The sequence below is a fragment of the Halobacteriovorax marinus SJ genome (genome assembly GCF_000210915.2).
Lineage (GTDB): Bacteria > Bdellovibrionota > Bacteriovoracia > Bacteriovoracales > Bacteriovoracaceae > Halobacteriovorax > Halobacteriovorax marinus.
Window position 1 is genome coordinate 718,295 of record NC_016620.1, and the last position, 14,487, is coordinate 732,781.

Below are 14,487 nucleotides of genomic sequence, written 5' to 3' on the forward strand. Positions count from 1 at the left end.
GAGTTATGAAAAAGATTTTAGCGACATTGACTTTATTATTTTGCACGAGTGCATTTGGTGTGACTTTAAAAGTCGGAGTTCTAGCTCCTGAGGGAACGAATTGGGCCAATAGTTTGAAGAAAATGGCAAAAGAGATTAGAGAAAAAACGAATAAAAAAGTAAAAATTAAATTCTACTTTGGTGGTTCACAAGGTGACGAACCAGATGTTCTTAGAAAGATTAGAGTAGGGCAATTACACGGAGGAATTTTCACAGGAAAGACTCTAGGTGATATCAATGGTGATGTAAGAGTAATTGAACTTCCATTTACATTTTACCACGACAGAAAGAAGGCCCTAGGTATAGTAAAGAAAATGGAGCCTTTCTTTAATGAGAAATTTGCAAAGAACGAATTTAAAAATTTAGGTTTCTTTGAAATTGGTAATGTTTACTTCGTCTCTCAAGAGAAAACAGACTCTCTTAAGAATATGATGGGAGTAAAGATTTGGTCTTGGGAAGGAGACAAGCTTGTATCGACGATGATTGAAACAATGAAGTTCGTATCAGTTCCACTTCCTCTTCCAGATGTTCTCTCTTCATTATCTACAGGAATTATTCAAGCGGCGTATGCTCCACCTCTAGGAATCATTTCGCTACAGTGGAATACAAAAGTAAAATACGTAATTGATCTTCCAATTTCTTTCTCTGTTGGTGCATTCTTACTTTCAGATAAGGCATGGGCTAAAGTAAAGCCTGAGCATAGAAAAACAGTAGAAGAGATTGCAGCTAAGTACGTAAGTGAAGTTAACGCTGGGAATGAAAAAGATAATAGCGATGCACTTGCCGCGCTAAAGTCTCAAGGTATCGAGTTCCTTAAGTTTTCAAAAGAAGATATTGAAAGAGGTAAGGGACTTAGAAAAGAAGTTATCGGTAAATTAAAAGGTAATCTATTTTCAGCAGAAGCATTGAAGAAATTAGAGAGTAATTTGTAATGAAAGTATTGAGAGCTCTAGATCAATTAATTGAAAAATTGTCTACGTGGACGCTGCTCGTTTGCGTATTGTCGATGTTATCATTTAGTGTGATGGCCATTGTCCTAAGATGGTTCAATATAACACTTCATTGGATCGAACCCTTGGTACGACATTTAGTTTTTCTAAGTACTTTCTTGGGTGGAGTTCTCGCTACAGGTAGAGGAACACATATTGGTATAGATATTCTTGGTAAGTATCTAGAGTCAATTCATAGTGAACATCTCTACCATTGGATAAGAAGAGTGATCTCATTGGCATCTTTCTTAACTCTGGCATGGCTTATTTACGCTTCTTATAATTTTCTCTTAGTTGAGCTTAAGTATGGGAAGCCAGTCTTTTGGGGAATTGAAAGTGGGTATCTCGTTGGGATTATCCCATTTGGATTTGCTCTCTTGGCCTATAGATTCTTTTACTTATTTGTGAATTCATTTACAGGGAGAAAAGCATGTTAGAAATTTTCTCTTTTATAGGAATCATTCTCTTAGCGGTAATGGGTGTGCCACTATTTATAATTATGGCCCTCGCCGCATTGGTTGCTTTTAGTTTTTCAGGTGTAGATACCTCAGCTGTTGCCGTCGAAATTTATAGACTCGCATCTGCTCCAACACTTCTAACCATTCCGCTTTTCACTTTTGCCGGTTATATCATGGCGGAGTCTAAATCTCCTCAGAGATTACTTCGGTTTGCAGAGGCCGCTCTAGGTTGGCTACCGGGTGGTGTGGCCATAGTGAGTTTGGTCATTTGTGCTTTCTTTACAGCATTTACAGGAGCAAGTGGTGTGACCATTATTGCTCTTGGTGGTCTGCTCTTTCCAATATTAAAGAACGAAGGTTATACAGAGAAGTTTAGCTTAGGTCTTATTACGACATCTGGCTCATTAGGTCTTCTCTTCCCACCATCACTTCCAATTATTCTCTATGGACTTGTTGCTAAGGTCGATATTGATCAGCTTTTTATTGCAGGTATCATTCCTGGAATTTTATTGATTGTTATTCTCTCTCTTTGGTCAATTAAAAATGGGAAGATGTCATCAGAGAGAAAGAGCTTCGATTTAAAAGAATTCATTGATGCATTTAAAGGGTGTTTCTTTGAAGCGATTCTTCCTGTTGGTGTACTGGTTGGAATCTATGGTGGTTTCACTACTGCCACTGAAGCAGCTGCCATTACAGCTTTTTATATTCTTATTATTGAATGTTTTGTTTATAGAGATCTTCATATCGTAAAAGATATTCCAAGAGTAACTGCTGATAGTATGAGTCTCGTTGGTGGTATTCTACTTATTCTTTGTTGTGCCCTAGGGTTAACAAATTATCTCGTAGATGAAGAAATTCCAATGCAGATTTTAGACTTCATGAGAGAGTTCTTAACGAATAAGTACTCATTCTTATTATTCTTAAATATCTTCCTCTTAATTGTTGGATCTTTAATGGATATCTTCAGTGCGATCATTGTTGTTGTTCCACTAATTGTTCCAATTGCTGAGGAATTTGGTGTTCACCCAGTTCACCTTGCAATAATCTTTTTAACTAACTTGGAGATTGGTTATATCACTCCTCCTGTTGGAATTAATTTATTTATTTCATCGTTTAGGTTTAAGAAACCTGTGACAGAGCTCTATAGGGCCTCGTTCCCTTTCTTACTATTACTCTTAGTTGCCCTAGCAATTATAACTTATGTTCCAGACTTAAGTTTGATGCTCCTAGGGGAAGGGAAGTAGATTTAATTTATGTTTAATAAGTTTATTCCATTCTTTATAACTCTCTCTCTGGTATTTAATACTAGTGCAGAGAGTTTATATGCCAATAATTACTACAATGAAACGTTCCTAGGTGAGCAACCTCTGCCTCAATACTATGGGCCATATTCTCCGGACTATTCTTTTAATAGCTCTACGGGAAAAATAAAGTTTGAAGATGATCGCTACTATGAAGACTACTTACCCAAGCTTATCGAGGAAGAAGTCTTTAATTTAAGTAAGATGTGGAAAGTCGATTTTCCAGTAAAGTCGAATTGTCCAGATTTCTATCTAAATGAGAATATTGAGTACATTCGCTACTTATATAGGCTTATTACGATTAGTTACTTATTTGAGAGTATGAAAGAGAGTCATGCTCTTATGTATGAAATTGATGGTAATGAGAAATTATGTTCTATTAACTGGAAAGATACTCTAGGGCAATGTCGTCCTAAGTCCCTAGAGATGAAAAAGTTTGTAAAGAGGGCGAAGACTCGCTACCTAAAAGACTGGAACCCTGGTGAGATGAGTAAGCTCAATAGTTCAGAGCGAGAAACTTGGTTAGAGAATTTTAAAAACCTAACTCCAAGAGGAGTGGCAAAGACGAGAACTTATGATCGTCTTATCTCAAAGGGCTTAGAAACAAAGAATTTTACATTAGAAAAAACTCATAGCTCTATCGCTAGTATCTGCAAAGATGATAGAGACTTAATGATAAAGCTCTGCTCTGAAAATGATGACGTCTATGGATTAAGTCAGATTCCTAAAGTTATTGAACTTCTCTATGAATCAAATGCTGCCAATGTCATTAATACTGGTGGACATGGATTGAGTTGCTTAAAGCGATATGCATCACTCTTCTCTACTAAAGAGAGAGTTTATCCAGATCTTGAAATTATTTTCTCACTGGTATCAAGACAACTTGAAGCGAGTAATTCTCGCTATGTTCAAGGAGATCTCTTCTTGCCAGGAGCCCTAAAAGAGTTTGACGATAGGGGACTTGGAGATTTTCTCTTTGTTGAGAAGAAGCCTGAGCCTAAGCCGGAGCCAAAGCCAGCTCCAATAATAATAGTTAAGCCAAAACCTAAACCAAAGCCAAAACCTAAGCCTGTTGTTGTCGCAAAGCCAAAGCCTGCGCCTAAGCCAGTTGAGCTACCAAAGCCAGTTGTTATTAAGGTCTCAGCTTTTGAACAGGCAGTTAAAAAATTAAGTGAGCAAAAGTTAAGTACGTCTCCTGTTAATATGGCCGTTATGAAAACAGACTTTAGCTTCTCTGAGCAAATGGTGGAGGCCTTAAAAGAGCCGCTTAAAGACTATCAAACAAGAGAAGCTCTCTCAGATATGAAGAAGTATGATGGGCTAGGGCAGAGAACTGAGCCAATGCGCTTGATTTTCTTAAAGTATCTTATAGAAAATAATTTACACCAAGGTCTATATAATATTGTTTCAATTGTTGGTGATAAGTTTTGGCTTCTAAATGATATCGATGCAAAGACTGAACCGGTATATGCAGAAATAGTTAATAATGAAAGTACGAAGTATAAATGGCAAATTAATATTTTAGACTTTCATCAAAAGAAATAAAAAAGGGGAGCGAGCGCTCCCCCTAGGAAATTATATTAGTAGCGTTTCGCTTGCTTCTTAAGTCTTTTCTTAACTGATCCTTTCATATCAAGCATTAATAAGAAACCACCATTCTCACCATCTTGGTCTTCACCGATTAGTGATAAGTTACCAACTCTATCTCCACCAGCATAGAATCTAGCAGTGATAATAGAATTCTGTAGATTTAAACCTTTCACTGGGATGAAGATACCAAAAACATCTGGACCTAAATAAACACCCATATTGTGGAACTTCTCAATACTGAAGGCCACTGCAGGAAGACGTCCACTTGCAACACCTGGAAGTGCTCTACCACCTGGAAGTGATTGTGGATCAAGTTTAGATAAGTTTCCATTGAATACATCATCTAATGAAATTGAAACGGCCATTAATGTTCCGTTAGACTGTAAATCTGGTGAGATCTCAATATAAGAGTTCGGATACTTCGGAATGGCATATCTAAGTCCACCTTGAAGTTGGAGGTTATCAAATACCATTGTGATGAGTACATCATCTTGTTGTAGAGAAACTACAGGTCCTGTTACACCTGGAATTTCTAGGTTTGATCCATCTTTACCACTTCCACATGAAGTTGCAAAAAGGGAAATTGATAGTAGTAAAGACATGAATACAAGTTTCGATCTCTTCGCCAGTTCCATTGATTTCATAAATTTTCTCTCATTTTTTTAGAAACGTCGTTTCTATTGATATCTAAATAAGGGCCAACAAATTACGGACTAGGGGAACTGACGTACAACTAAAGTCTTTATTTAGAATTTTCTCTTCTCACTTTATGAAGACCAAGATTATCAAATTGATTATTTTGGTCAATTACTATTTCGGAGAGCTATTGAAGAACTTGAGTAAATATGTAGGAAAAACTTCTAAACTCTATTAATAATGGGACTTTAGAGAGATTGATGACGACTATTTCTGCATTATTCTAATGCCAAGAAAAAATGACAGGTCTTGTTTTAGAAGTGCCAACAAAGAAAGAGTGAAAGAGTTTCCACGGCGAAATATCTGTGTTTATTCGCTACAATAGGGGCATGAAAGTCTTTACTGCTTTTAACGAAACATTGCCATCATCAGTTGAAAACACCTCAAGAAAAGGTGCACGTAAAACTGGTCCAAGTAAAGTCAAGAAATCCTATCGACCACCTAGAGAAAATTTGTCTCCAGAGGAAATAAAGGCAAGAGTAGCAAGTAAGACAGGTGCAAATAAGAAGAAAGTTGAAAACCTTTCTGGAAAGCAGGTCAGTACCTTCATGTCTGAAGACAATGCAGCAGTTGCTAATATTCGAACATCAACGAGTACTATAGAAGCCGCAAAGAGTGAAAAGAGCGAAGTGAAAGGCGAGAAGAATGTCTTAGTGAATTCTGATGTTCAAAAGAATGATCCAAGCGATACCAATGTTCACCAAAAGTTAAAGGGTCTTTTAAATTCAGGAGGCTTTGGCTGGAATGATAAAGAGAGAGCTGCTCTATCTGAAATTCTAGGTAAGGACTAATCCTTAGACTTATCAATCATCCTTTGAATTTTTGCAATTGATGACTTCACAACTTCATCCATTTTTCCCTCTAGAACAGTTGCTGCAGAATGATTATGTCCACCACCGCCTAGGGCCTGTGCCATTATTCCAACATCAACGCTAGTACAAGCTGATCTCATACTTAATTTAATACTTGTTCCATTTTGTCGAAACATACATGCAACTTTTATATTATCTAGAATAAGGAGATGATTTATAAATCCATGGGTATCTTCTGGATCTGACTGATGTTTTTCAATCATTTCTTCATTTAAACATATCCACGCAACTTCTTCGCTCTCATTGGTCTGGGCAGAGCTTAAGACTTCACCGATCAGTCTCATATAGCCAATCTTCTTAGTCCCATTAATTTGATTGAAGGCTTCTGGTGGTTTAACTCCTGCATCCATTAATTTTGCAATTAATCGATGTGTATCACCAGATACAGTAGGGTAGCGGAAACTAGAGGTATCTATCAAGATGGCTGTGTAGAGCGCCAATGACATATCTTTAGTGAACTCAACACCTAGACCTGTAATCAAATTTCCTACCAGCTCTCCAGTGGCCGCCATCGTTGTATCGATACAGTGAATTGCCGCAAGCTCTCTTGGACATGGATGGTGGTCGATAAAGAGTAGATCTTTTGAATTGAGAACAAGCTCTTGAGTATTTTTTCCAATTCTTGGCAAACTATTTGTGTCTGTCACAATGAAGAGGTCAATTTCCTCAAATGGTTTTTCCATATACTCTTCATAGGAAATAATCACATTTTGTGGATCTAGATACTTATATCTTTCGAATAATTTCTTCTCGTTTACACAAATCGCTTTTTTGCCCAATTGTTGAAGGGCCATACAGAGCGCAATCTGGCTTCCAATACCATCGGCATCAGGAAAGACGTGAGTCGTAATGACAATTGTTTCTGCATTTTTTATGTGTTCTTGGAATAATTTATTCATACGATATTATATCGGTAAGTCAGTGAAAATTCTTGAAGAAAATGACCAATTTCTAACTATTTGAGGGAGTTAGTCTTTAACTTTCTCCATTTATTTTGCTAGGATTAATAATATTAATTTGGTGAGGTAGTTTTATGGAAGAAAAGGCCATCCGAGTTGAAAATGTTCACAAGAGCTATTCTTCGACTAATGCCCTAAACGGTGTAACTTTTGAAGTTTCTAAAGGAAGTATTCATGGCTTTCTTGGGCCCAATGGTGCAGGTAAGTCGACGACAATGAAAATCCTGACAAAAGAGTTAACTCTATGTTCGGGAGAAGTGACTATAAATTCAGAGAAACCAATTGGCTTTCTCCCTGAAATACCTCCTCTCTATAAACATATGACAGTTAGTAATTATCTTGAATTCGTGAGAGATATATTTAATAGCAGATCAGATCTGTCGGAGATTTGCACTCGCTGTGGTCTAAGTGACGTTTCACACCGATTAATTGGAAACCTTTCAAAGGGATATCAACAAAGAGTTGGAATTGCTCAGGCCCTAGTGGTTGATCCAGAGATCATCATTCTTGATGAACCCACTGTTGGTCTAGATCCCCACGCTATTAAAGAGATAAGAGAGCTTATTCTTTCTTTGAAGAAAGACCATACGATTCTCTTTTCTACTCATCAACTCTATGAAGCAAGTCATCTCTGCGATGAAGTCACTATCATCAATCACGGAAAAATTTTAAAAACAGGAAAGATTGAAGATGTAAAAAATGATCTCGTTGCAGGTGAGGTCATTCTAATTGAACTCGACTCAAAGCTTAGTGATGAAGATCGAAGTGAGTGTATTTCTAAGTTCAATGTTGAGATCTCTGGAAAAGAGAATCAATTAAGAATTGTTTCTAAGGAGAAGGCGGATCTTCGAGGAGAAATCAATCGCTTCCTATTGGATAAAAACTATATTGTGAGCTCTCTAAAGTCTGAAGAAATGGACCTAGAGCAAATCTTTCAAAAAGTAACGAGTAATATTAATGATTAATTTATATAAAAGAGAATTAAAAGAATCACTTGGTTCTCCACTATTCTATATCTTATGTGCAATCTTTATCGCAATCACTGGGTGGATCTTCTATTACAGTGTTGTTGGTTCTAATCAAATGAATCAGAGTAGTTTGACTACAAATGTTCTTCAACCACTCTTTTCAACGATTAGTTCACTCTTTATGTTCTTAACTCCACTGCTTACGATGAACTCTTTTGTGGAAGAGAAGAATAATGGAACCCTAGATCTTCTAATGAGATCTAAGCTAGGGTTGTGGAATATTATTTTAGGAAAATACTTCGCGCATATGACGCTAATTCTCTTTATGCTCGTATTATCTTTAATGTTTCCATTGATCCTTATGTTTTCAGGTTACACTGATTGGGGAGTTGTACTGAGTTCATACTTAGGCTTAATTTTAAATATTAGTGCTTATGTCGTTCTAGGAATGTTTGCTTCATCTATCTCTGGTAATCAAATCGTTTCAGGCTTTATCTCTTTCGCTCTCATATTTGGAGTACTTCTCTTAAATTTAGCGGCCAATTCATCTCATAACTTTATTGTTGGACAAATCTTAAATTACTTAAATAATCAATTCCACTTTGCTAGCTTTATTAAAGGAAGTATTAGAAGTTTTAGTTTTGTGTACTTCATCTCTTTTATCGCAGTGGCCATGCTCTTTATTAATAAGTCTCTTAGTTCGAGGAGATGGTAGTGAAAGCACTCTTTGGTAATATCTTAATTATAGTGAATATCATTTTGTATATGGTAGGGGTCTTTCTTTGGATTTCAATCACTGACGAGATATATCTCAACTTAATTGTTTCAATCTGTGCCATTGTAAATACACTTATCCTTCTCATCTTTTATAGAAAGAAATTTAAAGATTACTATACAAGTTCTCAGTTTAAGTACCTATGTGATGCTCTTATTTCTTGTTTTCTCATTTGCTGTATTATTGGACTTGTTAACTATCTCGCATTTAAGAATCCAATTGAATTTGATGTCACTCAGAGGAAGGTACACTCTCTAAGTCCACAGACGCTGAAGGTGCTAGAGAGTGTTGATGATGAAATCTCTATTGATATCTATGCTAAGAGAGAGAATTTCCAACCAATAAGTACTTTGATGGAACTCTATAGGTTAAAGAACTCTGCATTCAAATTTAATTATATAGACGCTGAATTAAATCCTGATCTCATTGCAAAGAATAGAATCACTCAAATACCAACTCTTATCATTAAGAAAGGAGAGAAGGTCGCAAAGGCGCAAAGAGTGAGAGAGCTTGAGCTAACAAGTGCAATCTTAAAGGTCATTAGGGAGAGAGAGACAACTCTTTGTGTCGATAGCTCTCATACTAAATTTAGTTGGTATAACGATGGGAGAGATCACTTCAGTGCTCTTAGAAAATTATTAGAATTAGAGCTTTTTAAAATTGAAGATATTAAATTAGTTGCCGGAGAGTCACTAAAAAGTTGTGATACCCTCGTTCTTTGGGGAACTGAAATTGATTTAAATAAAGATGAAATCGCAAATATAGAAGCGTTTAGAGAGGGGGGAGGATCTCTTCTCGTGGGAATTAATCCTCAGTTTAACGGGGATACAATTTCTTTATTTAGAGATTATCTCGCTGAAGAAGGTGTCAATGTTCACAATATACTTTCTATCTCTCCGGACTCTACTATTGATGGGTCAAATGGAGCAGCTCCTATTGCTAAGACATTTGCAAAGAGTCATCCTATTTTTCAAAACTACAGTGGCTTTGTCTTCTTCCCACTTGCTACGGCAATTAGCTTCAAGGGAAATTTAGGGCTTAAGGCCGTGGAGTTGATTAAATCGACTAATATGAGCTGGGGTGAGAGCGACTTTATTAATCTCGATAAGAAGAAGTTTGATAAAGGAAAGGATCTTGCTGGACCTCTTAATTTTGCTGTTAGTAGAGAGTTTGAAAATGGATCTAGAATTGTTATCTATTCAAATACAAGCTTTGTAAGTAATGCTTACACTAAGTTTACGAGTAACTTCAACGTTTTAGTGAACACTCTTAACTGGCTTACAAAGAACGATCAACTCATAACATTTGATAGAATCGCACTTAAAGATGAGCCTCTATTTATAAGTTCTCCACAATTAGGAGTGATCTTCTTCTTTAGTGTATTGGTTCTTCCTATTACTTTAATAATTATTTCGATTCTACTTTATAGAAGGAAAGGAAAATTATAATGAAGAGAAATCTAGGCTTACTTGCTGCACTTATTGTTCTTCTGGGCATTACTTACTTCACTCAGGAGAGGAGAGGAATACTAAAAGAACAAGAAAAGGATAATTATTCCAAAATTTTAGACACTAGTAAGTATGGAGATCTCGTAGAAATTCAAACCCCCTTTGGTCACATAAAAAAGTTTAATGATGGCTTTATCAACTTTACTGACGGACATAGGGCCAATCAAAAAGTGGTGAATGAATTCTTAACTAGACTTTCTCATATTAGAAGTAAGAAGTTTTTAAAGGATATCTCAAAAGAAAAGATGAAGGAATTCTTTCCTGAAGATCATATGAAGATGACTTTTACTTTTGAAAATGAAGTTCTCGAATATCAACTAGGGGCCAAGCTTAACTTCTCTCAAGACTTCTATGTTGCAATGAGAACTAAGAGTTCCGGTCTAGTCGTCGCTATTGCAAATGATAAAATGCCATTTGAAGGGGTTGTAAGTAAGGAAAATGAGCACCGCTCTGATCATAAGTACAATCGAGTGAAGGCCCTCTTTAATTTGGCCCCAAACTTCTTTCTCGACCTCTCTATATTTGAAGAAGAAGAGCTAGAGCGATCGATTGTATTTTCAAATTTAGCAAATGAATCTTTTGCTATAGACTTTAAGGCCCAGACGACAAATCCTCCTCCAGAACATCCGATTATTGTTTCTAAAGCTAAAATGTCTCACCTACGAGAGAGGTTGCTATCTCTTAGAGCATTTAATTATTTGAGCAATGTCGATGATACGACAAATTTTTCTAGAAAAGTTGGAACGATTAAAACCTCTGAGGGACTTTATACTATTTATGAAAGGTATAAAGGAGATCAGTCTTATTATATATTTAACCCAAAGAATAATATCTATTATCAATTTAAGGCGGGAGAGCAGAAGCTTCTTCTTTTTAATATTCAAAATGTTTGGGACCTTAGAGTTGTTGAAGAGCTTGGAAGTAAAATAAAGATTACTTTTGATAATAATGAAACGCTAGAGTTGGAAGTTCATAAAATTGGAGAAGAAGCTAGTAAGTTATTTAAAATACTTCTTAGCCCTGCTCAATATGTTGAAAAAGTGAAAGATTTTTCAAAGTATAAGAATTGGAAACTTAAATTAATTATTAACTCAAGGGAATTAGAAGTACTTTTTACGGAATCAGAAATGTTAGTGCTAGATCGCAAGCAGAAATTAACATATCATTATACTAGATTTAGTAAAGAACCAATAAGCGTTGATCCAGATAAGTATAGAGTAAAGTAATGAATCAAATTTTGAGAGAATATATACTTACTTTTTTACATCCTTTTAAAACTCATGAAGTCCTTAGGGAGAGAGTTTCAAAAGAGCGTCCACTTACGCTTGCAAGTGAGCTTCAAAGGGACGAGGAAAATGAGATCATTGGCTTAAGCTTTGTTGAAGCGTTGAGTGTTTCATGGGTAATGGCCATGATTAATGGAATTTATTCTATAGGGCTTATATACTTCGGCTATTTGACTGGAGTTTTTATGAGTGAAAATGATTCTCTCTCTTCACTCATTGGAAATGGATTCTCTCTAGAGTATCAAAAAGTATTGGTTTCATGGTCAATCATGCAGGTGATTATCTTTCCAATTACTCTTTGGTTCTATGCAAAGGTTTGGACAGTAATTATAAAGTTCTTTGGAAGTCTCTTTGAGTTCGATGGCGACCTAGAGCAAAGTACGGCTGAGATTGTTAATCAATCAATGGTTAGTAATCTCTTTTTAGTTATTCCTATTTTTGGAGAGATGATCCGTCATTTTTCTTCAATAATTTATCTCTTCGCAGGGCTTAGAAATAATATGTCTCTTTCAATTTTACAGAGTCTTATTGTTATTTGTTCTCCATTAATTATATTTGTTCTCTTCATTACGTTTGTGATTATTTATTTTACCTCTCTTTTTGCAATGCTTTAAAATACATCCTATTTTGACAACGTGCCAAAGTCAGGAGGTGTTAGAAAATTTATTCTCACTATCTACTGGAATTCATTACAATAGATAAATGACACATGGAATGGCCTCATTTACAGATTCTCATGTCTCTGTAAAAATCATCTCACACATACACACACTAAATGAGATTAGAAATCTACACATCAAAAGGAGAGAGACGTGTCCCCGTATCTAGCAAGCTTCATGACAGGAAGTGTTGAAGTCGTTTGTGGCCCAATGTTTTCTGGTAAAACCGAAGAGTTAATTAGAAGAGTAAGAAGAGCACAAATTGCTAAGCAGAAAATCCAAATCTTTAAACCAGCACTCGATGATAGATATCATGAGACAAAAGTCGTAAGCCACTCGTCTCAATCTGTTGCTGCTACACCTGTTAATTCAGCTGTAGATATTCTTAAAAGAATTTATGATTCAACTAGAATAGTGGCCATTGATGAGGTGCAGTTCTTTGATGAAAATATTATTAAAGTTGTGAATAAGCTCTCTAGAAGAGGGGTTAGGGTTATTCTCGCTGGTTTAGACCAGGACTATAAGGGAGAGCCGTTTGGACCAATGCCACATCTAATGGCAATTGCTGATGACGTAACTAAGGTTAAGGCCGTTTGTACTTCTTGTGGAGCGCCGGCCTCTAAGACTCATAGAAAGTCTACTGATAACTCTGACCAGGTTCTAGTTGGAGAAGCAGACCTCTATGAAGCACGTTGTACTGCGCATTGGGATTATCAGCCAGATGATGAGGATCTACTCGCATTTTCAACAAATATCGAGGCCCAAGAGGGCTCAATGACTGAAGTTCAGATTTAATGTGAAAGGAGACTGTTGTCTCCTTTTTTTTTTGATATACTCTCTATGTACTTTTTAAGATGAGAGGATCTTATGTCATTCCCTGAATTAATATCTAGAGAAAAAATTCATTCAAGAGTTCAAGAACTTGCAAAAGAAATCGAAAGAGATTTTGCAGGTGAAGAGATTATCGTTGTTGGCGTTTTAAAAGGCTCGTTTATTTTCTGTGCCGACTTAATTAGAGAAATTAATCTTCCAATTACTTTAGACTTCATTTCTGTTTCATCTTATGAAGGAACAGAGTCTACGGGTGAGTTAAAAATTAACTTGGATATAAAATCTAAGATTGAAGGTAAGAATGTCATTCTTGTTGAGGATATTATTGATACTGGCTTAACGATCTCATCACTAATAACAAGATTTAAAAAAAATAATCCTAAGTCTTTAAAGGTTGCATCTCTTTTATATAAACCAGCAAGAATTCAACATAAGGTTGATATAGATTACCTTGCATTTGAAATAGAAGACCACTTTGTAATTGGTTACGGTTTAGACTTTAACGGTAGTTATAGAGAATTACCTTATGTAGGAATTTATAATGGCGAAGTATAGTGGGTCAGTAAGAGTTGATCTTCTTGGTGGAACTCTAGACCTTGAACCAATTAATTTAATTATTCCAGAGACAATTACTCTTAATCTTGCAACAAGCCTCAAGGCCGAAGTTGAGATTGAAAAATTCGAAGAGGGGAAAGTTCAGATCCACTCTCTTGATTACAATACTACCGAGACTTATCTCACTGAAGATTTTACGAGTGAGAAGTTAATCGGAGATCACTTTGGACACTTTAGTTTTGTTTGCCAGATCTTAGACTACTTTAAATTAAATAGTGGCGTGCGAGTGATTCTTAAGTCGGGCTCTCCTCCAGGGGCCGGATTAGGTGGTTCTTCATCAATGGGAATTACTCTCTTCGGTGCTATTTGTAAGTATCTTGACCAGGACTTAGATAGAGATAAAGCCGTAAATGTTGTTAGGGGAATTGAAGGAAGAATGCTTGATTGTGGACCTGCTGGTTACCAAGATTATTATCCTGCCATCTTTGGTGGTGTACTCGCTCTATGCCCAACTCCTGGAAGCGTTATTGTAGACCAGCTCTTTAATGAAGACTTAAAGAAATTCTTAGAAGGAAGTATTACACTTGTTTACTCAAGACAAACAAGGCTCTCTGGAATTACTAACTGGGAAGTGTATAAAGGCTTCTTTGATAGAGATGCTCGAATTAGAAAGGGACTCTCAGATATTGCAAAGCTCAGCCAAGAGGCCTATCAGAAGATTAAAAATAGTGACTATGCTCCACTCGCTTCTCTCATCTCTAGAGAGGGTGCCATAAGAAAGGAATTATTTCCTGGAATCGTTTCTGAAAAAATGGATATGGTGTATAATAAAGTAGTGGAGAAAGTCCCAAGTGCCGGAATGAAAGTTTGTGGTGCCGGTGGTGGTGGTTGCTTTCTCATTGTTCATCCAGCCGATAAAAAGGAAGATGTCGAAAAAATCATTCAAGAGAATGAAATGGATATCCTTCCATTTGCCATAGAGAAACCTCTTTAACTAGAGA

General features: G+C 36.3%; 15 protein-coding genes. 13 read left to right on the forward strand and 2 right to left on the reverse strand.

Annotated elements, in window-relative coordinates; translation table 11 throughout:
• Positions 1-5: 5 nt before the first annotated feature.
• Genes BMS_RS03415 through BMS_RS17720 form a run of 4 tightly spaced genes read left to right on the forward strand, consistent with a single transcriptional unit; the run spans position 6 to position 4,332 of the window.
• Positions 6-971, forward strand: a complete 966-nt coding sequence (locus BMS_RS03415) for a TRAP transporter substrate-binding protein (protein ID WP_044557242.1) — start codon at positions 6-8, stop codon at positions 969-971.
• Positions 971-1,465 carry a TRAP transporter small permease gene (locus BMS_RS03420; protein ID WP_014243392.1) on the forward strand — a complete coding sequence of 165 codons (495 nt, stop codon included), beginning with the start codon at positions 971-973 and terminating at the stop codon, positions 1,463-1,465. Before BMS_RS03415 ends, BMS_RS03420 begins: the two co-directional genes overlap by 1 nt.
• The gene (locus BMS_RS03425) at positions 1,459-2,730 is read left to right on the forward strand and encodes a TRAP transporter large permease (protein WP_014243393.1); all 1,272 of its coding nucleotides are present in this window, start codon (positions 1,459-1,461) and stop codon (positions 2,728-2,730) included. Before BMS_RS03420 ends, BMS_RS03425 begins: the two co-directional genes overlap by 7 nt.
• Before the next feature lie 9 nt (positions 2,731-2,739).
• Positions 2,740-4,332, forward strand: a complete 1,593-nt coding sequence (locus BMS_RS17720) for a hypothetical protein (RefSeq protein WP_014243394.1) — start codon at positions 2,740-2,742, stop codon at positions 4,330-4,332.
• A gap of 35 nt (positions 4,333-4,367) precedes the next feature.
• Here BMS_RS17720 and BMS_RS03435 read toward each other — a convergent pair whose 3' ends face one another.
• A complete protein-coding gene (locus BMS_RS03435; RefSeq protein WP_014243395.1) occupies positions 4,368-5,021 on the reverse strand; it encodes a hypothetical protein in 654 nt (217 codons plus the stop codon).
• Between the two features lie 381 nt (positions 5,022-5,402).
• Here BMS_RS03435 and BMS_RS03440 point away from each other — a divergent pair, with 381 nt between their 5' ends.
• Positions 5,403-5,864 (forward strand): hypothetical protein, encoded by a 462-nt coding sequence (locus BMS_RS03440; protein ID WP_044557245.1) that lies wholly within the window; start codon positions 5,403-5,405, stop codon positions 5,862-5,864.
• Here the strand turns inward: BMS_RS03440 and BMS_RS03445 are convergent.
• Positions 5,861-6,844: a DHH family phosphoesterase gene (locus BMS_RS03445; protein WP_014243397.1), complete on the reverse strand. Its 984-nt coding sequence runs from the start codon at positions 6,842-6,844 to the stop codon at positions 5,861-5,863. The two genes, BMS_RS03440 and BMS_RS03445, sit on opposite strands and share 4 nt — an antisense overlap.
• 134 nt (positions 6,845-6,978) lie before the next feature.
• Here BMS_RS03445 and BMS_RS03450 point away from each other — a divergent pair, with 134 nt between their 5' ends.
• From BMS_RS03450 to BMS_RS03485, 8 genes are all read left to right on the forward strand, one after another.
• A complete protein-coding gene (locus BMS_RS03450) occupies positions 6,979-7,869 on the forward strand; it encodes an ABC transporter ATP-binding protein (RefSeq protein ID WP_014243398.1) in 891 nt (296 codons plus the stop codon).
• Positions 7,862-8,587, forward strand: a complete 726-nt coding sequence (locus BMS_RS03455) for an ABC transporter permease (protein ID WP_014243399.1) — start codon at positions 7,862-7,864, stop codon at positions 8,585-8,587. The genes BMS_RS03450 and BMS_RS03455 overlap by 8 nt, the downstream gene beginning before the upstream one ends.
• Complete coding sequence (locus BMS_RS03460; RefSeq protein WP_044557246.1) at positions 8,587-10,095, forward strand: Gldg family protein; 1,509 nt, start codon at positions 8,587-8,589, stop codon at positions 10,093-10,095. Before BMS_RS03455 ends, BMS_RS03460 begins: the two co-directional genes overlap by 1 nt.
• On the forward strand, positions 10,095-11,381 hold the full coding sequence (locus BMS_RS03465; protein WP_014243401.1) for a hypothetical protein: 1,287 nt from the start codon (positions 10,095-10,097) through the stop codon (positions 11,379-11,381). The genes BMS_RS03460 and BMS_RS03465 overlap by 1 nt, the downstream gene beginning before the upstream one ends.
• Positions 11,381-12,055: a hypothetical protein gene (locus tag BMS_RS03470; protein ID WP_014243402.1), complete on the forward strand. Its 675-nt coding sequence runs from the start codon at positions 11,381-11,383 to the stop codon at positions 12,053-12,055. Before BMS_RS03465 ends, BMS_RS03470 begins: the two co-directional genes overlap by 1 nt.
• 198 nt (positions 12,056-12,253) lie before the next feature.
• Positions 12,254-12,895, forward strand: a complete 642-nt coding sequence (locus tag BMS_RS03475) for a thymidine kinase (RefSeq protein ID WP_014243403.1) — start codon at positions 12,254-12,256, stop codon at positions 12,893-12,895.
• Positions 12,896-12,967: 72 nt separating this feature from the next.
• Positions 12,968-13,486 (forward strand): hypoxanthine phosphoribosyltransferase, encoded by a 519-nt coding sequence (hpt, locus tag BMS_RS03480; RefSeq protein ID WP_014243404.1) that lies wholly within the window; start codon positions 12,968-12,970, stop codon positions 13,484-13,486.
• Positions 13,473-14,480 (forward strand): GHMP family kinase ATP-binding protein, encoded by a 1,008-nt coding sequence (locus tag BMS_RS03485; RefSeq protein ID WP_014243405.1) that lies wholly within the window; start codon positions 13,473-13,475, stop codon positions 14,478-14,480. The genes hpt and BMS_RS03485 overlap by 14 nt, the downstream gene beginning before the upstream one ends.
• The last annotated feature ends 7 nt before the right edge of the window (positions 14,481-14,487 follow it).

Excerpts from the sequence above, each read along its gene's own strand:
- BMS_RS03415 (WP_044557242.1), top strand. The coding sequence starts at position 6 with ATGAAAAAGATTTTAGCGACATTGACTTTATTATTTTGCACGAGTGCA.
- BMS_RS03420 (WP_014243392.1), top strand. The coding sequence starts at position 971 with ATGAAAGTATTGAGAGCTCTAGATCAATTAATTGAAAAATTGTCTACG.
- BMS_RS03425 (WP_014243393.1), top strand. The coding sequence starts at position 1,459 with ATGTTAGAAATTTTCTCTTTTATAGGAATCATTCTCTTAGCGGTAATG.
- BMS_RS17720 (WP_014243394.1), top strand. The coding sequence starts at position 2,740 with ATGTTTAATAAGTTTATTCCATTCTTTATAACTCTCTCTCTGGTATTT.
- BMS_RS03435 (WP_014243395.1), bottom strand. The coding sequence starts at position 5,021 with ATGAAATCAATGGAACTGGCGAAGAGATCGAAACTTGTATTCATGTCT.
- BMS_RS03440 (WP_044557245.1), top strand. The coding sequence starts at position 5,403 with ATGAAAGTCTTTACTGCTTTTAACGAAACATTGCCATCATCAGTTGAA.
- BMS_RS03445 (WP_014243397.1), bottom strand. The coding sequence starts at position 6,844 with ATGAATAAATTATTCCAAGAACACATAAAAAATGCAGAAACAATTGTC.
- BMS_RS03450 (WP_014243398.1), top strand. The coding sequence starts at position 6,979 with ATGGAAGAAAAGGCCATCCGAGTTGAAAATGTTCACAAGAGCTATTCT.
- BMS_RS03455 (WP_014243399.1), top strand. The coding sequence starts at position 7,862 with ATGATTAATTTATATAAAAGAGAATTAAAAGAATCACTTGGTTCTCCA.
- BMS_RS03465 (WP_014243401.1), top strand. The coding sequence starts at position 10,095 with ATGAAGAGAAATCTAGGCTTACTTGCTGCACTTATTGTTCTTCTGGGC.
- BMS_RS03470 (WP_014243402.1), top strand. The coding sequence starts at position 11,381 with ATGAATCAAATTTTGAGAGAATATATACTTACTTTTTTACATCCTTTT.
- hpt (WP_014243404.1), top strand. The coding sequence starts at position 12,968 with ATGTCATTCCCTGAATTAATATCTAGAGAAAAAATTCATTCAAGAGTT.
- BMS_RS03485 (WP_014243405.1), top strand. The coding sequence starts at position 13,473 with ATGGCGAAGTATAGTGGGTCAGTAAGAGTTGATCTTCTTGGTGGAACT.